Origin of the sequence: Pedobacter sp. MC2016-24, from assembly GCF_015223055.1 — a bacterium.
In the GTDB taxonomy this organism is placed as follows: Bacteria; Bacteroidota; Bacteroidia; order Sphingobacteriales; family Sphingobacteriaceae; genus Pedobacter.
The window spans coordinates 1,192,128-1,215,758 of sequence record NZ_JADFBX010000001.1; the positions used below are offsets into that span (position 1 = coordinate 1,192,128).

Consider the following 23,631-nt stretch of genomic DNA (forward strand, 5'->3'; position numbering starts at 1 on the left):
CAATTTATCAATTTATGAAAACCGCGGACAAACAAAACTTGGGCGACCATCAATTGAAATATCATATTAAGCGGAGGAAATAAAGCCTCGAGGATTATTTCACAAATGGATAAAGGAATATGAAAGCATATATTCCGTCAGGTAGCTTGTTTTTTAATAACGCCAAACCTCTTAGCTTTTGATTTTTCACCGTCTGGATAGATATGCCTAACTCGGCTGCTGTCTCCTGGTTAGATTTTCCATCCAGGTAGGTCATTTTGATTATCCGGCCTTTTTCTGTCGGTAATTCAGCTATTGCCTGGTACAATTCAATTAATACTTCAGAGCGAATGATACCGGCGAGGTAGTCTGCTTCATTGAAGGAATGCTCTTCTGTAAATAGGGTATTGCGATCCACTGCCCGTTTGGTAGTTTTCAAAAAGTCCAGACTGGCATTTTTAATGGAGTGGTATAAAAATGCTTTTAAGTGTTCCTCATTGTTAAAGGTCTTTTCAGAAGACCATAACCTTAAGAATAATTCTTCAACCAGGTCTTCTGCAAAATCGCGACCTATTAATCTCCCGGTAAATTGACACAGTGAAGGATAATAAAAACGGAACACGTAGTTATACGCTGCTACTTCTTTTTGATTAAAAGCAACAACATCAAAACCGCTATGTGACCTCACTTCCATTCCTAATTTGCTGATATCAAATATACTAAAATGTAATATTTATATCAAGCGAATTGAGCATCTTAAAATACTAAGGATATTTCTTTAAAAACTGATAATAGATAACTTTGTGGCTTCACTACCGATAGTGAGGGATAAATTTTGGCCGGAGCAATCCGGCCATTTTTTTAATAGGTCAGGGTAAAGCCCAGTTCTCCATGAGGTACAAAACCAGTGATTTGCGAATATTCGACTTTGAATTTATTCTCCACTTTTGCCATTTTACTAATAGATGCCGGTGGTAGTGGCACCGGTGCATCGAAAATAACCGGTAGCCTGTTTTCAAGCGCAAATCCTGTTGAAAATGCTGCATAAGCTATCCACCTTGTATCAACGCCATTCAGCCAGCTCAACTGGCTTGCATTCAGCACAAAATTGGTATTCATCCAGGTTATAAAATCTGTACGGACCAAATTCGCCTGTGCGAGCAAATCGTTATTGGATAAGGCATACAGTTCTGTTGTTTTGTTGGTAACGCCTGCAGGCGTAAGCGGTTGTTGTTGCATCGTTAATAGGGTTAAGTGAATAATATATATTAATAATATTTCTAAATTAGTGCGCCTGTTTTAGAATTACAATACTAAAAGAATTAATGACTTCGCTATGGTTTATGTTCGATACAATGATCTCTGGTTTAGAATAATAGTACCTGTACTGGTAGCACATTTTATAGTCATGTATGGAGAGGAAATCTCTCTTTTTGAAGCAGTGCTCACGCAGATCTACTATGTGGCTATGACGGGCAGTATTCTGATCGCTTTTTTACTCATCAGCTTTGTACGTTGGGTGTATCTGAAACTTGACCGTAAATTTGACTGGAGAGCCAAGCCGTTAGAAAGAGCAGCACTGCAGGTATTGTTAGGTTGGGTTGCTCCCGGTTTGCTGGCTTTTTTATTGGCCTATGTTTATTTCGCTATTCGGGGGCTGCGGATATTAAAGACATACTACCTCCGCTTTGATTATCCGATCATCCTTGTATTGCTGCTACTGCTCAATTTGTATTATTTAGCGTATTACTTTTTTGCGCAAATGAAAATAGCAGAACGGGCTGTTGCTAATACACCGGTGGTAACCACTGAAAGCGACGATCTCCCGCAACAATCCTTTATGGTCAACCAGGGAGTCAAAAGCATACCTGTTCCAATTGTCGATATCGCCTACTTTTTCCGGGAAGGAGATTATAATTTTCTGCGCACCTTTTCCGGTGATGATTATACAGTGATACAACCATTGGATGAACTGGAGCAGTTATTCCCTGAAAAGGACTTCTTTAGAGCAAACAGGCAGATGCTGGTCAGCCGCAAAGCGTGTAAACATTTTGAAAACTTGCCTTATAATAAACTGGAATTAGTGACAGAGCCGAAGTATAAAATACCTATTGTCATTAGTCAGAAAAAGAGCAGGAGTTTCAGGGAGTGGATAGACGGTAATAATTCTGTAAAGTAGCATCCAACACCAAATATCTGATTGTTATAATAACTATATATTTGCATTACTTCTACACGCTCATAATGAAAGATATTAAAGAAATAGACATTGCGGAACTTACTGCCGGTTTTTACATACTTAACTTGGGGAGTGTGCTGGAAATAACAGAGGAAGATAGCAAATATGCTTTGGTGATTTCCAGGATGAATGAGAAACATGTATTTCGCTATCCGAAAGACGCAAAATTGTGGGTAATATCAAATGCACCGAATGGTAATTAAATTATTTATATATTTGGGCGAGAGCGTTAATTTGGGGGTGAGGTGTTACAGCTTAGCCCCCTTCTTTGTTCCTACCAATCTTCAGTAGCACATCCACGCTCAATTATAGCTGATCCATTTTTTCAACATACTGTTCAATCACCTTTACATTTTCCAGAGGTATTGATCCTATGCCTGGCAGCAGCAATTTTACAATGCCCGCCAGTTCTTTTATTTCTTTTGTCTTTTCCGTTAGCGCATGGTTATAGCCAACTGCATATCCCTTCGCTGCAATATGGGCCTCTTTTGTATCGGTATATACATTTCCGTATTGGGTGGCCAGCTCAATAATTTTGTTCATTAAGGTTTCACTGGTATCTTTCTCTGTTGCCATAAGTCTGTTCTTTTTAAAAGTACAAATATTATTATAATTAATATTGTTTGTTGTCCGTTTCGGTGTCTTAAAGCCGTAAAGATGGGGAATATAAAAAGCTGTTAATTACGGGAAACCGTAATCGTAAATCCTATTTGCATTAAAGCTATAGAATGTCGTATTATCCTGCCAATACCTGATCCAATAGCATTATTGAGTTTACTAGCGGAATGTCTATCAACCCTTTCTGTATTTAAAAAATTAGTATAAATTTATTGTCTAACTCTTTCGACAATGATAGAAAAATATAAATCTGACGTTCTGGCGTTCTACGAAAAAAAAAAGCTGCGGGTGAACTCTCCTCAAACCTGACACACCCTACAACCGCAAAGGTCCGTAACGAATTTCGCTTACTGTTTAGTTCAGGCTGCAGTAACATGGACAGGCGTATGCTAAAGGAGTTTTTTGAGCTACCGTTTGACCAGGAAATTTCTGCTGTAGCAGTCAGGAAATGTGACCCGGATAAATTCAGGCCGCTTTGCAACTTTCTGAAAAAGGACATAATGACCAGGGAGAAAAATATTGAGCTTCTGGCATGGTTAATCGATTTTCGGCCCCGTCCTTATTCACAATACTGCCGCTTATCGAAGGGTAAAACAGACCCACTCTCTGAATTGTCAATAACCGAAACCGGAATAGTTGAAGGGGGCAATAATATGGAGCCCCTATACCGTTCTGCGAATAACTTACCTGAACAACACAACGATATAGGTCATAACACATCAGACCGGACGGAAGGCGTTTTGAGCCCTAAAGATATAGCGCATTATCAGGACGTAACAGTAAGAGATGGGGCTAAACGACAAGAAGTTACCCTGGAGTATCCGTCGGGCGTAAAACTATCAGTAGACGCTTCTAACCTCTCATTGATTGCGGCTTTGGTAAGATTGTAAGACGCTCTTCTAACTTTTAGGTAAACCAAAATTGTACGGTAACTGAAAATGAGCAGCTCTATTTATCCATTTTTAATATATTGCGATGTATGAAATATTTTTTTGAACCCAGTGGGAAATTTGTACTTGAGATTCCGATAGAGTGGCAATATGCTAATCCGGGATCTGGATTTGACGAGCAATCACCTTTTTGCTTTCAGCCATATGATGCGCCGCAAAATGGGTCTTTCCAGATCAGCTGTTACTCAAAAGAGGAAGTGCCCATAAAAAAGAATGTTGCTATACAAACCTACAATACAAAAGATTTAAAGTTTATCAAAACAGGATTTGTAGAAGATGAATTTCGAATACATCTTTGGTTTGCAATAGTGGAAGATCATACTTTCATCGTCAAGTATGTTTGTGATCTCGCTGCGGAAAATTCAGAATCTGAAGTCAATGACCTTTTAAAAGTAGAACAGGCATTAAGTACACTGGAGTTGCTCAGTGAAGACCGTCGTGAGATTGCTGTAGCGCATTTTAGGATAAGTAATTTCGTTGCTTCTTTAGCCGCGTCATTCGATCTTAGGAATAAGGCAATGGAAAATCTCTCACTCATCGAAATGATAGTAATCCTGGCCAATCAAATAGATGCCTATTTAAGAATGTCTCTTATGCTAAAGAAGCAGCTCGATGAAAAGTCCAATCGGCTGGATATTTCCTTACTATACCAGGGGGATACGGATAAGGCTGTAATGGAGCGGAGAATATATGATCTCGCAAAAAATGAAGGTATCCTAAGCGAAGATCTATTCAATCAGCTTGAAAAGCTTTATAAAGATAGAAACAAGGTGGTACACCGTTATATAATTACCGATTTTAGAACACGGGATTTAGTTGACATCGCTACTTCATACCTTGTATTATCAGAAACCATTTGCCAGATACTAAAAGAAGTGGAAGACATGCAGATTGAAAAGCAAATTGGATATTACGGCAATTTAGACAGAAATTATACAGATGTTGATAAACGGGTATTGCATGCCCAGGTAAATGATAAACATCTGACCGCAGAGTTTCATCGAAAAATAAACGCTTAATCAATTTTCGGTTTTTACTTAACCAGCTTATTGCTTAGATCCAATATCATCGACTTTATCTCCTGCAGTTCAGTAATTGAATCGGGCAACTTATTGGATTGGTATTTATGGTAGGCCCAAATTTCCAATATATCATTTGTCGGCACTGAATAGGGTAGATACTTCTTGTTTAGAGATTCTAGCATCAGGGTATTGTCACTATTTACTGTTACAAGTTTAAATACAAAATCCTGGGTTCCATTTAATATGACAATACAAGGTGTTCCCGCCTTGATACTGGTCCAATCCTGAACATACTTCGCCAGGATATCGCTGCCTTCCGGAATGGGTAGCATAGAATCGCCAGTCGTTGGAAACATCCTGTATGTTCCATTTTTGGAAGATCGGGAAAACTATATTTGGGGAGTGTAGCAATAAACTCCGGATCACTATAGCCAGCCTTGTATCCTGCTTTTGCTTTCACCGGCACATATTCCACATTTTCGACGTTTTGCTTATTGACTGTAATGGCCAGCACTCTGATATTTCCTCCGGCCATATAAACATCGTTGCCCGCCTCCAGTTCCCGAACCTTCAGCTCTCCTAATTTGCTTAAATCTATTTTCAGAAGGGCATCTACACTAATCTTGAAATATTCCGAGACATTTAAATAATCTTCAGGCTGCGGTGACTTCGTTTCTCCTAACTCAATGGCCGCCAATTTAGCACGCGTAATATTTAACTGCAATGCAAGCTCTTCCTGGCTTATTTTCTTCCTGTTTCGGAGGAATTTTACATTGGCTGCAAAAAATATTTTTCGATTCTCCATTTCAGAATGTTATTATTGATAACACGATATTGTTACTAATAGTGACAAAAGTAGTAAAATAAATCGGGGAATTATGGATAGGCATATTGTGCATTGTGATTTGGACACCTTTTTTGTGTCCGTGGAGCGCCTGTTAAATACAGATTTGATAGGTAAACCGGTATTGGTAGGCGGCAGTTCTGACCGCGGCGTTGTTGCCGCCTGCAGCTATGAAGCCCGAAAATTTGGTATCCATAGTGCAATGCCGATGCGGATGGCACGGCAACTATGCCCGGAGGCAATATTGGTGCGGGGTGATCATGATGAATACTCCCGGTATTCCCGTATGGTCACAGAGATCATTTCCGAGACTGCACCGGTTGTCGAGAAAGCCAGCATTGATGAACACTACCGGGACATTACAGGTATGGACAAGTACTTCGGCTGCTGGAAATGGACGCAGGAATTAAGGCAACGCATCATCCGCGAAACCAACCTTCCTATTTCTTTTGGATTATCTGTCAACAAAACGGTATCAAAAATAGCAACGGGAACAGCAAAGCCATGTGGCGAGCGCCAGGTGAACACTGGTTTTGAAAAGTCCTTTTTGGCCCCTTTGTCTATAAAAAAGATTCCGATGGTAGGTGCTAAAACCTTCATGCAGCTCCGTAATATGGGCATTTCACAGATTATCACCTTACAGCAAATGCAGCCCTCGGTTATGGAAAAGGTCTTAGGAGCCAATGGTGTGATGATCTGGAAGAAAGCTAATGGTCTTGATGATTCTCCCGTAATTCCTTTTTCTGAAAAGAAAAGCATCAGCAAAGAACACACTTTTGAAAATGACACAATTGATATGGGTTCATTACGCAAGCACATCATTACGATGGTGGATAGCCTGGCTTTTGAATTGCGCAACAGCGGCAAACTGACCGCTTGTCTGACCATTAAGATCCGCTATTCCAATTTTGAAACTTTTACTAAACAAGTACGTATTCCATTTACCAGTTCAGATCGCCTGTTATCTGAAAAAGCATTGGAACTATTTAAGGGATTATACAGCAGGCGCATGCTGATCCGGTTGATTGGCGTAAAGTTTAGTGAGCTGGTTGCGGGTAATTACCAGATTGATTTATTCAACGACGCAGTAACAGATGTCAACCTTTCGGCGGCAATGGATAAGATAAGGGAACGGTACGGTATTGATTCCGTTAAGAGAGCCATTAGTTTATAAATGACAAGGGGGATTTGAGATGCTGTTCAATATTCATAGCTACTATAGCCTGCGTTACGGTATTTTAAGCCTGGATCAATTGGTAACCGGTTTGCAAACCCGTGGTTATGATACTGCGGTGCTTACCGATATCAATAACAGCACCGGCTCATTGGCTTTTATTAAAGCCTGCCAGGCTAAAGGTATTAAGGGGCTTGCGGGTATTGAGTTCCGTAATGGTGATGAATTGCTGTATATCGGGATCGCCAAAAATGAAAATGGGTTCCGGGAAATGAATGAGCTGTTGACTGAGTGCAATCGGACAAAAACAAACCTACCTCCTGCTGCACCTGTTTTTAATCATGTATTCGTAATCTATCCTTTTGATACGAATGAAAACCGAAAACTACAAGATAATGAGTTTATCGGCATCAGGCAGCAACATTTAAACAAAGTTCGCTTTGCATCGCCAGTACAGATGTCCAGATATGTATTGTGGCAGCCAGTAACCTTTATTTCTGCTGATCAATATAAGCTGCACAACCAATTACGAGCTATTGATCATAATATCCTGATCTCTCAGTTGGAGCCGACACAAGTAGCCAATAAATCAGAGGTTTTCCCTTCAAAAGCCTTGCTGCTGGATCGTTTCAAAGATTTTCCTGGTATCATTGCTAACACAGAGAAATTGTTAGCAGATTGCCGTTTTGATTTTGATTTCAGCGAACACCGCAATAAGAAAACATTTACCGGCAACCGGATCGATGATAAAGAGCTGTTGCATAAATATGCGATGGATGGGTATTTACGCAGGTATGGAAGTGGCGACCGTATTGCCAGGGAACGAATAGAGAAAGAATTAAAGATCATTGATGATCTGAAATTCTCTTCCTATTTCCTGATTACCGATGATATCTGCCGTTACGCCAGGTCCCGCAATTTTCATTATGTAGGCCGGGGAAGCGGTGCCAATAGTATTGTGGCCTATTGCCTGGGTATAACTGATGTCTGCCCTATAGAGCTGGACTTATATTTTGAACGTTTCCTAAATCCCAAGCGTCAGTCACCGCCTGACTTTGATATAGATTTCTCCTGGAAAGAAAGAGATGAAATGTACGATTATATCTTTCATCGGTATCAATCCGGGCATACCGCCCTGATGGGTGCCATGAGTACTTTTCGGGATCGCTCCATCATACGGGAATTGGGTAAGGTGCATGGTTTGCCCAAAGGAGACATTGATCGCCTAATTATGGAACCAGGCAGCATATTGAATAAAAATGAGGTGGTCAATACGATCTTATCCCTTTACAGTCAAATGGAGGATTTTCCGAACCAACGGACAATCCATGCCTCCGGTGTGATTATATCGGAATTGCCAATCACCTGTTATTGTGCCTTAGACTATCCTCCAAAAGGCTTACCAACGATGCAGTTTGATATGCACGTTGCAGAAGACCTCGGCTTTGAGAAGTTTGATATCTTATCACAGCGTGGAATCGGGCATATTAAAGACTGCGTTGAGATCGTAAAAGAGAACACAGGTCAGATCATTGATGTGCATCAGCCCCGGAAGTTTTTTAAAGATCCTAAGATTGCAGATCAGCTTCGTTCGGCAAATACCATTGGCTGCTTTTATGTGGAAAGCCCGGCTATGCGGCAGTTGATTGCCAAACTGAATTGTGATGATTACCTGACCTTAGTTGCAGCCAGTTCCATTATCCGGCCCGGAGTAGCCAGCAGTGGTATGATGAAAGCCTATATTGAACGGCATCATAACCCTGAAAAGGTAGCATATCTGCATCCTGTATTTAAGGAACAGTTGGAAGAGACCTATGGTGTGATGGTGTACCAGGAGGACGTGATGAAGGTCGGCCATCATTTCGGCGGCTTGGACCTGGCTGATGCAGATGTGCTGCGCCGCATGATGAGCGGAAAGAGCCGCAGCAAAAAGCACTTAGATGAAATCGAAGACAAGTTCTTCCGTCATTGTAATACTATGGGTTATCCCGAGAACATCAGCCGGGAAGTGTGGCGGCAGATGGAATCCTTTGCCGGGTATTCTTTCAATAAAGCGCATAGCGCCAGTTTTGCAGTAGAAAGTTATCAGAGTCTTTACCTGAAAACATACTTCCCGTTGGAATTTATGGTATCAGTGCTTAATAACTATGGCGGCTTCTATTCCCGAAAGGTCTATGTCAATGAAGCGAAGAAAGCCGGTGCTACGGTAAACCTGCCCTGCTTGAATAATAGCCGATACACAGCCTGCATCAAAGGAAGTGTGATCTATATGGGCTTTGATTGCCTACAGAACCTGGAACACCAGTATGCCACTGCTATTCCAGAGGAAAGGATACGCAATGGAGAATTTAAAAGTATGGAGAACTTTGTATTGCGGACCGGCATTACCCTGGAGCAGTTGGTGATACTGATCCGCAGCGGTGCAATGGCTTTTACTGGTATTGGCAAAAAAGAATTGCTTTGGGAAGCACATTTATTGCTAAGCACCTCAAATAAGCGGAGAACTGAAGTTGGTTTATTCCTGGAAGAAGGTAGCGTGAAGCCTATCTTACCAGTATTGGAGAGTTCTTACATTGAGGACATTTACGACGAGCTGGAGCTGATAGGCTTCCCTATCTCAGCAACATTGTTTGACCTGGTTAAATCAGATTACCGGGGTGATGTATTTGCTGCTGATCTACGGGCATATGAAGGTAAAATAGTGCGCATGGTAGGCGACTTTGTATGCGACAAGCATGTACGTACTAAAAACGGTCAAAACATGAAATTTGGCACCTTTTACGATGTAAACGGCGACTTCTTTGATACGGTACACTTCCCTCCGTCCTTAAAATCATTCCCTTTGCGTGGTAGCGGCGTATATCTAGTCATGGGTAAAGTAGTGCTGGACTTTGGATACCCTGCAGTTGAGGTTCATAAAATTGCAAAACTGCCAGTACATTTTGATCCAAGGAGTGAATAACAAAAAAACGTCCACCTGTACAAAACATTTCAAATAATTATAGAGTATTTTTAGAGCGTACTTATATATCGCTCATGAATGCCTTAGCATTGGTAATTGGAAATAGTAATTATACCTTAGAAAAGCATAAACTGCCAAATGCAGCGAAAGATGCAATTGACGTCTCAAAAAAGCTTACCGATCTTGGCTTTACCGTTGATAGGCATATAGATTGTACCGGACAAGACTTTGAAAAAGCGGTACAATTATTTTCAGCAAAGCTTAAAAACTTTGCAGTTGGTCTTTTCTATTTTGCTGGTCATGGATTACAAGTTAAGGGGCAGAATTATTTAACTGCTATCAATACACGGTTTGAAGATGAATTGTCAGCCCAATATTCTAGTTATAACCTTGCTATGATTCTCGATTATATGGATAGGTCAAAGTCATCGGAAAATTCAATAAACATTGTTGTTCTGGATGCCTGTAGAGATAATCCCTGGAATATTGCTGTGCGTAGCCTTAATCAGCAAGGTTTAGCCCCAGTATTTGCCCCTAAAGGAACCATAATTGCCTATTCAACATCTCCTGGACAAACGGCTAAAGATGGAATTGAGGGCACCAATAGCGTTTACGCCGAAGCGTTTCTAAATCACATTGATGATACGGATATTCCAATTGAAGAATTCTTTAAAAGAGTTAGAACATCGGTTTATGACATGACTGACGGAAAGCAAACTAGTTGGGAGCATACCTCATTAATTGGCAATTTCAACTTCAATGGAAAAGACTTAAATCATAGTGTTAACCTTCCATATAGCCATTATGGGATTGCTGACAAATATTTTGTTTCCAATGGAAATGATCTTCAGGAAATAATTTTACAAATGAGAATATATAATTGGGATTCTCAAAACTCAGCATTGAGGAAATTTAAAAACTTAAGTGATATAGGCAATAAAAATACGAGTGATCTTTTTTTAATGGGAAGAAATATTTTACAGGCAGCTCATGGTGGAGAATGGAGTGCGATGAAGTTTATGGCGAATCCTTCTTATTGGCTTCCGAGCATGGCAACTGATGATGAAAATCATGTACTAAATGGTATTTTATTTGAAATGTATTTTAATAATCAGGGCAGATTTAGGCAAACAAATTTTAAAAATAATTTCCTTGACGAAATCTATTTACTGGAAGATGATATTGAATACGCATCAGCATTCAATATGATTGGTCAACATCTCAAACCATTTAAAAACTACATTTTTTATAAACCTGGATCTCCTACTGTTCCAATTGAGATAAAATTTGAAAATTATGAATACTTAACCTTTCAGAAAAAGCTGGTAACTCGACTTAGATTAGCCTCAGTAAAACATCAAGGATTTGAACTTCTAGATAAGGTTAGAATGAATGAAGATTTAGAATTCAATTTTGATAAAGTTTCTTTTACAGATTTGAAAAAAATGCTTAGCAAATTGCTAATGGTTCCATTGAAAAAATTAAGGTTTAGTACGGATAGACATCCCGTAGATAACGAACCTATTGTAATACCTTATAAAATTGCCTTAATAAGCTAAATCCATATCAATTGTCATTTCTTGATCAGAGTATGTTTTATAAACGTTGATCTCAAATGTATCTGTTAGTATATTAAGAGATTAGTCTTCCAATTCATCATTGAACAATTTAACTTACATATATTTGATTGATCTCCTTTCAGAGGTGATGGATTTAAATAATTTTATATGGAGTTTCAGTTTCAGAATTTTCAAAATGAATACAATGCCTACCATAATATTGAAGGGCGCATTCATATAGCATTGCAAAATAACGTTGCAAATATTCCAAAGACTCAGCAGTTAAGGCTCATCTACGATGAATTCCAGAACCTTGATGTCAAAATGCGATTGGCTTTTGGGATACGGGAAATCCGATTGAATAATGAATTTGTTCAAGATAAGGAAGGGGATCTGAAAATCTGCCATTTACTCTATTATAAGTTGGCTGATTTGTGGTTTGCCTATGAAACATTTATAAAATTATTTGGGCATATAGCAGGTGTTACCAAACATAAGATCAATTGGATCGGAACTGCGGTGCATAATAATTATCCTGTTGATCCGATATTAGTTAATACACTGAATATTGCCAACAGCGCCTTTGGTGTCTTATATAATACCGCAAACAAACGCACGGAATTAATAGAATATTTAAATTACTGCCTTCCTAATGCTTTTGGAGCCCAAAGAGTAGGTTTATCAGCTATCATAGCAAAAATTTCGTTTGGTCCGTTTATCTTGACGCATACAGAGGTGCTTACAGTAATGTACGCTATACGTAACAACTTCGTTCATAATGGAGAAACGACAGTGGTACCCGCCATTTTTGGCTATAGAAACAAAGCAAGGCTTTTGGAAATATTGTACCCGTACCTAAGCCTATTGTTATTGAGGTCAACAAATATAGCTTGCGTAGGATTATAATCATATCCCCAAAGCCCCTACGTGTCGCCAAAAATGAAAGCCTCGGTCGGTGCAGTTAATTGTAGCGACAGGTGGTTATTCAGTACCTGGAATATTTTTGCTATCCTCTTTTCAGCGGGTGTCTTATCAATCAGTGGTAACCCCTTTTCAAGTAAAAACCCTATATCACTAAATTCCTTTGGATTCTTCATAATAGTGTTTGTCCAGAACTCCTCGAAGTAGGGAACTAATGAAAAATAATAAAACGCCTTAAGCGGTCGGAAGGCTTTCTCCAAAACTAATATAGTAGCTAACTGCAGGTTAGCTGCTTGCGTGGCATCAGTAAAGGCTGATAACAAATAGCAAGCTATTGCATAGATAATGTCTTTGTTGCCACTGGTTGACTTATCAATGATTGCCTTCATTTGCTCATACTCTATTTTGCCAATCATGATCTGCTCGAATAGGTCTTTGGCCATGTGAAATTCATCAGGGTCACGCGGCTGATACTGTCCGTGTTCAAATGCGGAGTCGATGCATTTTTGGTAGCCTTCTACCTCCAGGCTGCCATTCCTGATATTTTTGGAAAACTTTAAAGCAGCGGGCAGAAGTATGTGCAGGTAAACGCCAAAATCACTGGATATTGCTTTTGTATTTTTAGCCCGCTCGAATATTTCTTTGTCTTCAGCAGATGCATTGCCTTTTCCTATTCTGTCGGCGATTTGTTTATAGAACCTATCCACAAATGCCAGCACATTATATGCCTTAGCAAATTCCGAATCCTCAATAAGGTAGAATACTACCTTTTCAAGGATCGGCACAAATTTCCCCCCTTCGGTATTAAGTGCCTGGTCGAGCGAAATAAAGGCCCATTTTTTTGCACTCTCTTTATCGAGTATATTTTCGAATCCATCATTTATCAGGGTAGCAACTAATGATTTCCGCTCCTCAAAATAAAAGCCACCTTCTAATAGTTTTTCATTTGTTTTATAAAAGAACCCTGCATAAGGTATAATAAAATCCTTCTCCTTGAACCCTTGTGCATATCCATACTCCAGCATTTTGTTGATATACATGATAACATGACCAAACCGGATTACCATTGCCCTGTATTCATCATTGTCCTGGAAATGATCGAGGGTCAGCTCATATCCGATGGCCAGGTATTTTAGCGAGTCCTGATATTGTCCGATATGCGCTTTTCCAATAGCGGCCTCACCATACTGTTTTATTTTGTCTTCAATCAGATAAATATCATTGGAATTCGTTAAGTTCAATGCAGCTTCCGAGAAGGCCGCAGATATCCCAGGATCTTCTTTCGCGTAAAGTTGGGTGACGGTCATATTAAAATCCAGCATTTCAGGATAGAACACAGGAAGTTCCTTCGACATTATCGGAGAAATGAAGTCCATCGCTAAATGCTGCTTATCTGCCAAATATGCTTTATTGCCTAATTCAGCATATACCAGCAACTTGTAAGTATCTGATTTATTAAGTAAAGATTCGTGCGCTTCGACGATTGAAACCACCTCCTCTAATTTTCCGTTTTCCGCGTAAATCTTAACAAGATACTTTATCGCGTAGGCAGCGAACAACCACAGTTCATTTGCAAGTGAAATAGCTAGAATTTCTTTAAGTACTTCGCTTTGCTTTTCAAAATCATTTTCATGCAATACGGCATTTCTATAGATCGATGCCGCCGCGATCTGGTATTCTTCAATTGATTGATCATCGAAAATTTGAGGAGGGAAATCCTTTGGATGAATTTTATCGAACCATTGTTTGTATTCCTCTATCGATTTTAGTCCGGTGAATGCAAGCCAGATTGCACAGTATATCTCATCACTGGTTAATGGTTGATCCAGATTAAATTCCTTTTCTAACTTTTCACTTGCATCTTTTAAAAGCAATAGCTGATCTAAAGCCAGTAACGGATGTTGGCGGAGTTCGAGCATTACCATATAATGGGCCGCTAATAACTTTTCAAAGGCTCCCGCGCCTTCCTGGTTACTGATCTTTTGCAGGTCTTCGTTTAGAAAACGTATTTTTTCATTATCTTCCGTTAAGGCAATTTGAGCAGCCCGGATCTGCGCCTGTAGTAATGGAGCTATATCGGTTGGCAGTTGAGAATTATACCAAAAAATGCCAAGCCCTGAGCTGGCGAACATTTCATAGGTTTTAAGAGCACTGAGCGCGGTAATCAGTAAATAAGCTGCTCGGTTATTATCTTTTGCCATATGCAAATAAAATATGGCCGAGGATGCCTCGAAGATGGAAAGGCTTTTGGTCACCAGGATCAAGTTAGCCAGTTCCAGGTAGACCTGGCTTTTCATTTCCCAGGGAACATTCTCTCCCAACTTCTTTACCAGCGGAGACAACTGGTATCTTCCTTCCTGGTTTTGTTGAATCCAGGTTCCAAGAAGTTCACTAAGTTGATCTTCCGGATTTTGAATCGCAGGCTCAATCGCGGCAACTTTTTGCACCGTTTTAATGTCAAAACTTCCTATTACAAATTGTAAACGGTAAAGTAGCGCTCTTCCGTTTTTGCTGCTTGTTTCGTTAATAAGTCTTTGGTATGCGGCTCTATCCCGGCCAATATCAAAACTGCCGCTGAATACCGAAACAATAGCATCTTCATCTACCTTCCAATCTCTTTCTTTCAGGTATTTAATTGCTGATTTTATAATAAGAGGATGTCCATGCGTTGATGCTGTAATAATCTTTGCCATGGTGGGAACTATTTCAGCAGGGGCATCCATAATTTTCAGCAATTGTTCCGTATCCTCATTAAGAAACGGTGGAATGACCTCTGGAACAGCATTGAATCCCTCATTATCGCCGAAGTCCACCGGAGGATCAAAATTCGACGTGACTGCGACCGCGATGTTTGCAGAAATAAGCTGACCAATAAAATAGCTTAATTGGTCCTTCTCTCTTGTTGAATGGCTAAGTTGTGGTAAATCATTCAATATAATCAGAGTATCTGATTTTAGCTTTTCTGCCAAACGTTTGACCGTTGCTTTGTAATTCTGCTCTAAGTCAATATTCAATCCGCCACAAAGCAGGTCAATTATATGCTCAATCAACCGTCCAGCCTCTATATCCCTGCAATCAATCCAAACTACGTGATTTCCCCATTCACGGGACAAACTTACCGCAACGCTCGTTTTTCCTGTAGATATCGGTCCCTGTATCCACAAGAAACTTTTACTATCAATAATACTTCGGAAATATCCCGTCAGTTCTGGCCGGTCAATTAGGAGCTTGATTTCGGGAACAGCAAGATCGCCATCAAAGAATTTTCTTGAAATACTGTAGCCCCCATTGTTAGTAGTATCAAGTTTTTCAAGCGCAACCTTTAGAAGATTTTGCAATTGGTTAATATCTTCTTTTTGCTTCTCGTTTTCGTGCTTTGGGAATCGGGGAGAAAGCTCCTTAGTTAAAAGAGCCGATATCCTTGTAAAAGTTATAAGGTCATTTTCAGCTTCATAGATTTCTTCGATTCGGCTTATAAGGTCGGCTGGATAAACTATATCCCTTAAAATATCAAAAGTTGGAAGAATTGTCGCGGGGTTGATAGCTTTCTTACCATATTCTACCTTAGAAGCCTGGTTCAGAATCAGGAATTTGATACCGGCGGTAAACGTTGTATGATATTTATTCTTAACGATAGATTTTAGGTTTTCATTGATCTTCTGTCTATCGGTTCTGGAAGTTACCTGGTAGGCAACCTTTGCTTTGTCTGGATCGCCAATGTCCAGCCCAGGGAAATTGCTTTTGACCTTGTTCAAATCAATCAATTCATAACCATATAGCAGGTTCATCAACTGGCGGCACAAATGCTCGGAGACTTTGTTGATGTCGTAGTAGGTATCCCCATTCTCAAATGCTATTTGAGTTATCCAGAAACTAATTAGTTTCCTGATTTCGGTCATGTAATCTTTTCTGTTCATAAAGAGTCAAAAATCAACTTAAGATTATGTGCAAGCTTACAAAATAATATTTTTTTAACACATATCATTCGGTGCATATTCATGAAATGCAGGTTTGCCGATGTTTTATTTCATAACGAGCCTTTGAATACTGACTGAATTTGCTGAGATAAATTGATCCTACCTATCAAATCAATAACGTCTAAAACAAATGCAGCCAGTTTTTCAGAACATCGGTAATAAATCCAAGCAGGATTGGCAGAATGATCATAGTCATTATCCACCCTAGTTCCCGGCGCTTTTTTTGTGGTTGCTGCAAATGATCTGGTCCTGTCTGTAATTCAACATCCGGCCAGAGTTGCTCAATATGCGTTTTCGCTAATCCCGCGAGATATAATGATAATAGTGGAATACCAAATACCAATCCAAGACCAATAAAACCATTTTCTATTTTTTCAATGTCTCTAAAAAAAAGCCTGAAGTAAAGGAAATTAAAGGTAATGACTACAACCCATTGCAGTAGTTCCAGGTGATGCATTATTTGGGGTTGCTCATTCGAAGAATCAATAATCTCTGACAATCGGGACATAACTCCGTTAACCCATACTGAATTATTTCCGCTGACCAACATAAAGTTATTACCAGCATTATTTTGGTCACAATGTAATAGTTGTAATTCAATACTTTTACTACCCGATAAGGTTTGCAAGCGCATATGAATACGTTCTACCATCTTTGTGTCCATAATTTCCGGAGCATTAAAAATTTCTTTGCTCTGACTTTCATAAGATGAGTCGTCAGCTGCCTCTATGGAGTAAGATATCAGGAAGGGTTCGCTATCGTTAATATTGTCAGCTTCTTTGTCAATAATAGTTGCAATACGGTTTATAACTGAAGGGGTAATTACCTTGTTATGGAAATTGAGCTTACGCATTTCCCTTATCTGAATAGACATAATGGTAATGGATCATTTTTAGATTTACTTTAAAGGTCTATAGTTGTTTTCGATATCGACCAGTGCTTATCATAACAGCAGTTCGCTTACAAGCAATAGTATGGTTTAAATTGATTTCAAATATGCTTCCATTTTTTGCAGACGAAGTAACGGTGCTTCAAACCATTTATTTCCGATATCCATTTTAGCTCTGACTAAATCTGTTTCAATAGCTGCTTTAAAATCGTTGTATGTTTCGTAACCATTGATCTTTTTCCCTTCTGTTGGTATTTTAATGGAAGTAAAAAATGCTTCCAGCCGTGCTAATTCATTACTCCATTCTTGCATAGTCATGCAGCAAAATTAAATCAATTTACGGTTGCAAATGGCGTTTCCTGCTCCGCAGGACCGGGGCTTTCAGCTATATCCCGCTTTGCGGGGATGCCGCCTCTATCCCACTAACGCATTTCTGATGCTCTCCTGATACTCCTTATAGTTGCAATTAGTTCCTGGCCGCCTTGATTGGTGGCTTTTTTCGTTTCTGAGCCTTTGGTCCTGTTGATTGCCATAGGTACTGAATATTCTTTTGGCGGGCATTTTCAAAGCAAGCGGGGAAAAGTACAGCTAAGGTAGTGTGCCTGCCCACCGCACAAACCCTGCCCAAAAGACTACGGCATAAACGGTTTCCTCCCCTAAAGGGTCCCCTCCAATAATTCCGTTTCCTTTTGGTCTTTCCAGTCAGGCACCCATTGTCCTTGCTTTCTTTTCTTCCCGCATCTGCTCATTTGAAAAATGCCTTAGGCCAAAAGAACATGGGAAGGAAAAAAGAGAAAACAGATTATTCACTTTTTAAAAATCATGTTATGAAATCAACAGCAAGCGTAACAGCACAAACAACAATCCCGGACAACCTGTCCGCAATTGCTGCAATCATCCGGCAGGACTGGAAAAAAATCTATTTCGGGGCAGTGCCTTACCTAATGGCAATGGAGGAGTTGACCGACATCAAACAGGCGTATTTCGAGGATTCAGCGGCGTCGATTGTACGCTACTTTTTAAGCAATGCAAAGGCATGGCGGGGCGAAGTAGCTAAAGAAGTAAAGGACAAATTAAACCAACTGTTAAAAACCGCTTAACCATTAAACCGCCGCGTTATGAAATTCTTTAACGATTGTACCACACTGGACGAAGTAAAAGCCAAATACAAAAAGTTGGCTTTAGAACACCACCCTGACCGGGGAGGCGATACCGCGACTATGCAGGCAATAAATGCAGAATATGCCTTTGCTTCGGCTCGTATCCTAAAAGGTGCCAACCTATCAGAAGAAGACACAGAAAAGGAAATCCGCTTTTCGGAGGAATACCGCAAGATCATTGAACAGATCGTAAACCTTGAAGGCATTGTCATTGAATTGGTCGGCCTCTGGATTTGGGTAACCGGGCAAACTTACCCGGTACGGGCAGAACTAAAAACAGCCGGTTTGTTTTTCGCGCCTAAAAAACAAGCGTGGTACTACCGCAGCGAGGATTTAAAAGAGACGAGAGGCGGTAAAAAATCTTTGGAAGAAATACGTAGCAAGTACGGCAGCGAGGTAGTGAACCAAAACAGGTACAAGGCTATCAACTGATCATTTCACCAATTCTAAAACAGCAATATTATGTTACCAACAATAAGAATATCGCAAGAGGTAAGACTGCCCGACACGGAACAATGGCAATTCAGGTTTGAAATACAAAGCGAAAGCTCAAACCGCCTTTATACGATTGCACAGCATAAGAAAAAAAGGCATTGGGGCTGCTCCTGCCCCGGATGGAAAAGAAACCGCCACTGTAAGCACCTTACAGCGGTAGGCATACCCGGCGATGAAAAACCCTTTGAAGTTAACCTGATAAATTACTGAGCTATGGCAAAAGGATTTTTAGACGGGTATAAGACCTACAACATAGCCACGGGATACGGTGACCCTAAACAATGGCGGCAAGCCTTTTACCATAGAATGAGCAAAGAAGATGCAGAGGTAATAATCAAAGGCCAGGAACAAACGCCCCATTGCATTTTGGGGATAAAGACCGGAGCCACTCAAACCGAGATTAAAAAAGCCTTTCGCAAACTCATTACAGAATGGCACCCTGACCGGAACCAGCACAGGGTAACCGAAGCGGAGGAAATGAGCAAAAAGATTATTGCGGCCTATTCCATTTTAACCAATTAAAAACAGAGTTATGAAACACAATTTTGAAGAACACAAGCAAAACCGCATAGATAACGCCCGTAAACAGGCAGCAAAAAACAGCAGATTATCAGATGACTATTATGTCAGGGCAAAACAAATGGCCTCTGCTATTCCCTTTGGTCAGCCTATACTGGTAGGGCATCATTCCGAAAAGCGGGACCGCAGTTATAGGAATAAAATACATAATGCCTATGGTAAAGCCTTTGAGACGATGGACAAAGCCAGTTACTACGAAGAGAAGGCCGAAAGCATCGCAAGCAACAACGCTATTTTTTCAGATGATCCCGAAGCGTTAACCAAGTTAAAAAATGAGCTAAAGGCGTTGGAGCAGGCGCAGCAATTCATGAAAGATGCTAACAAGCTATTGAAGAAAAACGACCGGGAAGAATTTCTTAAACTGCCCTACGCGACAGAAAAAATGTGGGATGAATTGACCAACCCCGCGCCACATATCCGCAATATCGGTTTTGCCTCTTATAAGTTCAGTAATAACGGTGCTAATATAAGGCGTATTAAACAACGCATTGAGCAACTGGAAAGGCTACAACAACGCCCGGCACAAGAAGTATTATTTGAGGGCGGCAGTATCATTGAAAACAAAGAAGCCAACAGGATACAGATACTTTTCGACGCAAAGCCGGATGAAGCAATCCGCAAGATGTTGAAGGGCGCAGGGTTCCGGTGGAGTCCTACAGAAAATGCCTGGCAGCGGCATTTAAATGCTAATGGTATCTACGCTGCAAAATCAGTACTAAAGCAACTATCCACAATACAAAACGCTAAATAACCACAAGCCTGCATTGCGCAGCCGTTCCTAAACATTTTAAAAACCTTAAAGAACAATTTTATGAAAAGCCTAAATCTTAATAGCACAAAAATATTTGCCAATCTCATTGAACAATTAAAGGGCAATGACCATATCAAAATAGACAATGAACCATATATGCCGCTCACTATTGAAAAAATTGGAGATAATATAATTACCCCGACTGGTACTGGCATGCTGTATAGCCTATGCCACTATTACAAAGAAAACGGCGATCTGATGCAAGACCCGGAAATGTGCTTTATAGCAGTAGATCAACGGGACAAACCGGAGGCGTGGGCAGACTATCATGTATTCCCTTATATGTTCAGGCAGGCCAATATTGGATTCTATCAGGAAAGTATCCTATTTGCTGATGGTAAAACACATCAGATTAACAAAGCAATGCAGGCCGACCATACCGCCTTTGCTAATCAATGGCTAGAGAATCTACAGGCTCAAGGCTTCTTAAATCCGAAGCCATGACAACACAATTCAATTTTCAAATTAACCCCTCCCATGCCCGCAAGGCATGGGAAAGGGTTACCCCGATCCAACGGCACTTTGCAAATCTTACTGATGCGGTAGCACTGGCAAAAAGGACAGCAAAGATTTACAAAGCAGAAGTTAGGCTAACGAACGGATCGGACGCATACAAATGCAGTGGCGGTTATTTCCACCACCGAAGTATTTAATCTGTAACAATTAAAAATCATTACAATGAAATCATTAGATCAGTTAAACAATCTTGAAAGAGGTGCATTGTTACACCAGTTATTTCCAAATGAAATGCCTGACCTGTTGGACTTTATAGAAGGTATGTGTATCAGCATTAAAGAGGACGAAGAAGGCAATCGAAAAGTATGGAAACTCGGCTTAATGACCTTTGATTTTTGGCTGTCCCTACTGAATCAGGTAGAGGCAGCAATAAAACAGTACGGCAAGAAGCTGACTAAAAGCCACAGGCTGTTTACAGATCAATTATTTGACGGCTTATTGGCCTGTTTTACCATTCACTGCATTACGGTCTATGTAACACTAAAACAACACCCTAACCCAAAATTTACCAAAGCTGTTGAACTGCTGTTTTAATGCAGCAATCGCATAAAGAAACAAAATAAATCACACTCAAAATTTTACTAAAATGAATACTGCAACAAAAAAGAAAGCTGTAAAAGCACAGCAACAAGAAAGCACAAGTGCTAATAACGCAGCACCTGAAATCAATAACCAAGATAGTATATTAACTTACCTGAATCTTTCTGATATTGATATCAGTCCCTTGAATTACCGTAAGGTTTTCAACCTTAAAGACCTTATTGAATTTGCCGAGGGTCTTATTTTACATGGCATGATATCACCAATGACCGTTCGCCAAATGGAAACCGGGCGTTATGAGGTAGTAGCCGGAGAAAGACGCTACCGGGGGGCAGAAATAGCTAAAATTTCTGTAGTCCCTGTTATGATCCGGGTACTATCTGATGAGCAGGTTAAAGAAATTCAATTGGTTGAGAACCTGCAACGGGAGAACCCGCACCCTATGCACGAATCTTTTGCCGTATTGGGTATGCAGCAGGCCGGAAAAAGTATTGATGAAATTGCCGCCCGGCTCGGTAAGTCCAAAACTTTTGTCTATAGCCGGATCAAATTAGCCGGGCTGATTGAAGTGCTACAGGATATATTTTTAGCCGACAAAGTGACCATACAGGAAGCCTTTGATATTGCCGTTTTATCTCCTGAATCCCAATATGAATTTTACGAACAATATTGTACCAATTGGCAGGATGATAACTTTAAGCTAAACAATATCCGCAATATTCTTTCCCGTTTCAAGTTTGATTTGCTGAATGCACCCTTTAATACCAAAGATAAAAAACTGGTGCCGGAAGCCGGGGCATGTACCAATTGTGCCTTTAATTCCGCGACAATAAAATCATTGTTCCCTGAAATGGCAACGGCAGCAAATTGTAACAATCATGTTTGTTATCAAAGCAAGTGTAAGGCACAAATTAATATGATGGTTCGCCTAGCATTGGCAGAACATCAGCCCGTTGCGCTATTGCATACCGGTTCTTTTTCAACTGAAATAGCAGAAGCCCTTGAAAGTATCCCGGAAGCAATGGCATTGCCTCAATATAGCAGATATGATGTTACTATATTTTCCGCTCCAAGTATGCCGGATAAAGAAGATTATGAAGGCTACTATGATGAAGAGGAAGGTGAAGACCCGGACTTTGACGAGGAAGGATATAACAATGCAGTACAGGAATATGAAACAGACCTTACTGAATATACTGCGTTAGCTCAAAGCGATACTATACTTAAAGGCTTACAGCTTAACAGCAAAGGGGGAACATTGATCCTATTCAGCACCGAAAAGAAAGAAGTCATTGTAGGTAAATCGGCTGTGACAGCGAAAGAAGTTCAGGAGGCGATTAAAGCAGGAACCATAACCACTGAACTTCTAGATGCTGAAATTGAAAGGATCAATACAAAGGAGAAAAGAGCTAAGGAACTGGATAGCGAAAAGATTCAAATAGAATTGCATACCCAGTTTAACGAGGCCGTTAAAACAAGTACTTTGATACCTGGCCTCACTCCTGCCGATCATACTGCAATACGGTTATTTGTGTACCAATCTTTGGACTGGCAGTCCAGACAGGCAGTTGATAAAGTATTATTTCCTGCAAAAGATAACGGCGACAACTTTACAGCCAATGAACAAAAGTTAGCGGCCTTAGCCAATCTTACAGATGAACAATTTGCATTTATGACCCGAAGCGCATTAGCCGGAAGATCAGACAGTAAAACAGCAGGTTATATCACCGCGGTTTGCCTGTATCAGGTAGCAAAAGAATCTGGTTTAGATGTGGCTGCTATAGAGCAGGCACAGCAAGCAAAAGCAACCGAAAGACAGGAAAATATAGAAGTACGGGTTAAAGACTTGGAAAAACGTAAAGCCCGGTTAGGAACGAAGAAAGCTGCATAAGACAGTAAGCGCAGCCGGATCATTTGGCTGCGCTTACTCTTATTTTTTTCACAAACATTCTTTAACTTTAATATTATGAGTACGCCGTTCATATATTCCATTGTACAGATAACCGGAATTGCATTTTTGATTTTCGGTCTGGTCATCCGGTACTTTATAAACCGTAGGCGGTTTAACAGGCGCAACCAATATGGTACGCAGGGATTCAATAGCTATGAGCACCGTACCCTTACCAATATCGGTGAAGGTTTCGGCAAAATGGGTGCTTATATTCTTATATTAATCGGCTTATTCCTTATCCTCCTGGTATGGGTCAACCGCAAAATGGACAAGAATGCGAATAAGAAAAAGCAGGAAATTTCAACACCAATAAAGCGCAGATAATTAAGCCAGGAAAACTTTCCGGCGCGAAGCGGAGCAGCCCTTTCCCTCAATCAATGAACTATTGTTTTTTTGAAATTGAGGTAAAGGGCTGCAGCGTTTTTAATAGCTTTTCTGTACTTGC

At 40.2% G+C, this 23,631-nt stretch carries 25 protein-coding genes; 17 read left to right on the plus strand and 8 right to left on the minus strand.

Going from position 1 to position 23,631, the window contains the following annotated elements; translation table 11 throughout:
- Positions 1–94 precede the first annotated feature (94 nt).
- Both IM797_RS05155 and IM797_RS05160 read right to left on the minus strand, forming a co-directional pair.
- Positions 95–667, minus strand: a complete 573-nt coding sequence (locus tag IM797_RS05155) for a sigma-70 family RNA polymerase sigma factor (RefSeq protein WP_194126008.1) — start codon at positions 665–667, stop codon at positions 95–97.
- A gap of 173 nt (positions 668–840) precedes the next feature.
- Positions 841–1,218 (minus strand): hypothetical protein, encoded by a 378-nt coding sequence (locus IM797_RS05160; protein ID WP_194126009.1) that lies wholly within the window; start codon positions 1,216–1,218, stop codon positions 841–843.
- 97 nt (positions 1,219–1,315) lie between these two features.
- Between IM797_RS05160 and IM797_RS05165 the strand changes: the two genes are divergently transcribed.
- A complete protein-coding gene (locus tag IM797_RS05165; protein WP_194126010.1) occupies positions 1,316–2,158 on the plus strand; it encodes a LytTR family DNA-binding domain-containing protein in 843 nt (280 codons plus the stop codon).
- Positions 2,159–2,223: 65 nt separating this feature from the next.
- A complete protein-coding gene (locus tag IM797_RS05170; RefSeq protein ID WP_194126011.1) occupies positions 2,224–2,421 on the plus strand; it encodes a hypothetical protein in 198 nt (65 codons plus the stop codon).
- Between the two features lie 103 nt (positions 2,422–2,524).
- Here IM797_RS05170 and IM797_RS05175 read toward each other — a convergent pair whose 3' ends face one another.
- The gene (locus IM797_RS05175) at positions 2,525–2,794 is read right to left on the minus strand and encodes a hypothetical protein (protein WP_194126012.1); all 270 of its coding nucleotides are present in this window, start codon (positions 2,792–2,794) and stop codon (positions 2,525–2,527) included.
- A gap of 428 nt (positions 2,795–3,222) precedes the next feature.
- Between IM797_RS05175 and IM797_RS05180 the strand changes: the two genes are divergently transcribed.
- On the plus strand, positions 3,223–3,726 hold the full coding sequence (locus IM797_RS05180) for a hypothetical protein (protein ID WP_194126013.1): 504 nt from the start codon (positions 3,223–3,225) through the stop codon (positions 3,724–3,726).
- A gap of 89 nt (positions 3,727–3,815) precedes the next feature.
- Positions 3,816–4,805, plus strand: coding sequence for a hypothetical protein (locus IM797_RS05185; RefSeq protein ID WP_194126014.1), 990 nt, complete (start codon positions 3,816–3,818; stop codon positions 4,803–4,805).
- Between the two features lie 14 nt (positions 4,806–4,819).
- Here IM797_RS05185 and IM797_RS28645 read toward each other — a convergent pair whose 3' ends face one another.
- The gene (locus IM797_RS28645; protein WP_370583064.1) at positions 4,820–5,164 is read right to left on the minus strand and encodes a helix-turn-helix transcriptional regulator; all 345 of its coding nucleotides are present in this window, start codon (positions 5,162–5,164) and stop codon (positions 4,820–4,822) included.
- Entirely contained in the window at positions 5,047–5,613 is a 567-nt protein-coding gene (locus IM797_RS05190) for a helix-turn-helix domain-containing protein (protein ID WP_228098717.1), read from the minus strand. Before IM797_RS05190 ends, IM797_RS28645 begins: the two co-directional genes overlap by 118 nt.
- Positions 5,614–5,686: 73 nt before the next feature.
- Between IM797_RS05190 and dinB the strand changes: the two genes are divergently transcribed.
- The 4 genes from dinB to IM797_RS05210 all read left to right on the plus strand — a co-directional run bounded on the left by dinB (position 5,687) and on the right by IM797_RS05210 (position 12,253).
- Complete coding sequence (gene dinB, locus IM797_RS05195) at positions 5,687–6,826, plus strand: DNA polymerase IV (protein WP_194126015.1); 1,140 nt, start codon at positions 5,687–5,689, stop codon at positions 6,824–6,826.
- A 19-nt stretch (positions 6,827–6,845) separates the two neighbouring features.
- On the plus strand, positions 6,846–9,788 hold the full coding sequence (locus tag IM797_RS05200; RefSeq protein WP_194126016.1) for a DNA polymerase III subunit alpha: 2,943 nt from the start codon (positions 6,846–6,848) through the stop codon (positions 9,786–9,788).
- 74 nt (positions 9,789–9,862) lie between these two features.
- Positions 9,863–11,347: a caspase family protein gene (locus IM797_RS05205; protein WP_194126017.1), complete on the plus strand. Its 1,485-nt coding sequence runs from the start codon at positions 9,863–9,865 to the stop codon at positions 11,345–11,347.
- 168 nt (positions 11,348–11,515) lie between these two features.
- Positions 11,516–12,253: a hypothetical protein gene (locus tag IM797_RS05210; RefSeq protein ID WP_194126018.1), complete on the plus strand. Its 738-nt coding sequence runs from the start codon at positions 11,516–11,518 to the stop codon at positions 12,251–12,253.
- A gap of 17 nt (positions 12,254–12,270) precedes the next feature.
- Here the strand turns inward: IM797_RS05210 and IM797_RS05215 are convergent, their stop codons facing one another.
- The 3 genes from IM797_RS05215 to IM797_RS05225 form a co-directional block, all read right to left on the minus strand.
- Positions 12,271–16,185, minus strand: coding sequence for an SMEK domain-containing protein (locus IM797_RS05215; protein WP_194126019.1), 3,915 nt, complete (start codon positions 16,183–16,185; stop codon positions 12,271–12,273).
- 181 nt (positions 16,186–16,366) lie between these two features.
- Positions 16,367–17,119, minus strand: coding sequence for a hypothetical protein (locus IM797_RS05220; RefSeq protein WP_194126020.1), 753 nt, complete (start codon positions 17,117–17,119; stop codon positions 16,367–16,369).
- 105 nt (positions 17,120–17,224) lie between these two features.
- A complete protein-coding gene (locus IM797_RS05225) occupies positions 17,225–17,452 on the minus strand; it encodes a hypothetical protein (RefSeq protein ID WP_194126021.1) in 228 nt (75 codons plus the stop codon).
- Between the two features lie 509 nt (positions 17,453–17,961).
- Between IM797_RS05225 and IM797_RS05230 the strand changes: the two genes are divergently transcribed.
- The 9 genes from IM797_RS05230 to IM797_RS05270 all read left to right on the plus strand — a co-directional run bounded on the left by IM797_RS05230 (position 17,962) and on the right by IM797_RS05270 (position 23,510).
- Positions 17,962–18,234: a hypothetical protein gene (locus IM797_RS05230; protein ID WP_194126022.1), complete on the plus strand. Its 273-nt coding sequence runs from the start codon at positions 17,962–17,964 to the stop codon at positions 18,232–18,234.
- A gap of 18 nt (positions 18,235–18,252) precedes the next feature.
- Positions 18,253–18,726 (plus strand): J domain-containing protein, encoded by a 474-nt coding sequence (locus IM797_RS05235; protein ID WP_194126023.1) that lies wholly within the window; start codon positions 18,253–18,255, stop codon positions 18,724–18,726.
- A 276-nt stretch (positions 18,727–19,002) separates the two neighbouring features.
- On the plus strand, positions 19,003–19,311 hold the full coding sequence (locus tag IM797_RS05240) for a J domain-containing protein (protein WP_194126024.1): 309 nt from the start codon (positions 19,003–19,005) through the stop codon (positions 19,309–19,311).
- A gap of 10 nt (positions 19,312–19,321) precedes the next feature.
- On the plus strand, positions 19,322–20,119 hold the full coding sequence (locus tag IM797_RS05245; protein WP_194126025.1) for a DUF3560 domain-containing protein: 798 nt from the start codon (positions 19,322–19,324) through the stop codon (positions 20,117–20,119).
- Positions 20,120–20,179: 60 nt separating this feature from the next.
- A complete protein-coding gene (locus IM797_RS05250; protein ID WP_194126026.1) occupies positions 20,180–20,623 on the plus strand; it encodes a hypothetical protein in 444 nt (147 codons plus the stop codon).
- Positions 20,620–20,832, plus strand: coding sequence for a hypothetical protein (locus tag IM797_RS05255; protein WP_194126027.1), 213 nt, complete (start codon positions 20,620–20,622; stop codon positions 20,830–20,832). Before IM797_RS05250 ends, IM797_RS05255 begins: the two co-directional genes overlap by 4 nt.
- A 25-nt stretch (positions 20,833–20,857) precedes the next feature.
- Positions 20,858–21,229 (plus strand): hypothetical protein, encoded by a 372-nt coding sequence (locus tag IM797_RS05260; protein WP_194126028.1) that lies wholly within the window; start codon positions 20,858–20,860, stop codon positions 21,227–21,229.
- 52 nt (positions 21,230–21,281) lie between these two features.
- Entirely contained in the window at positions 21,282–23,126 is a 1,845-nt protein-coding gene (locus IM797_RS05265; protein ID WP_194126029.1) for a ParB/RepB/Spo0J family partition protein, read from the plus strand.
- A 75-nt stretch (positions 23,127–23,201) separates the two neighbouring features.
- Positions 23,202–23,510, plus strand: a complete 309-nt coding sequence (locus IM797_RS05270; RefSeq protein WP_194126030.1) for a molybdenum ABC transporter permease — start codon at positions 23,202–23,204, stop codon at positions 23,508–23,510.
- Positions 23,511–23,631 lie beyond the last annotated feature (121 nt).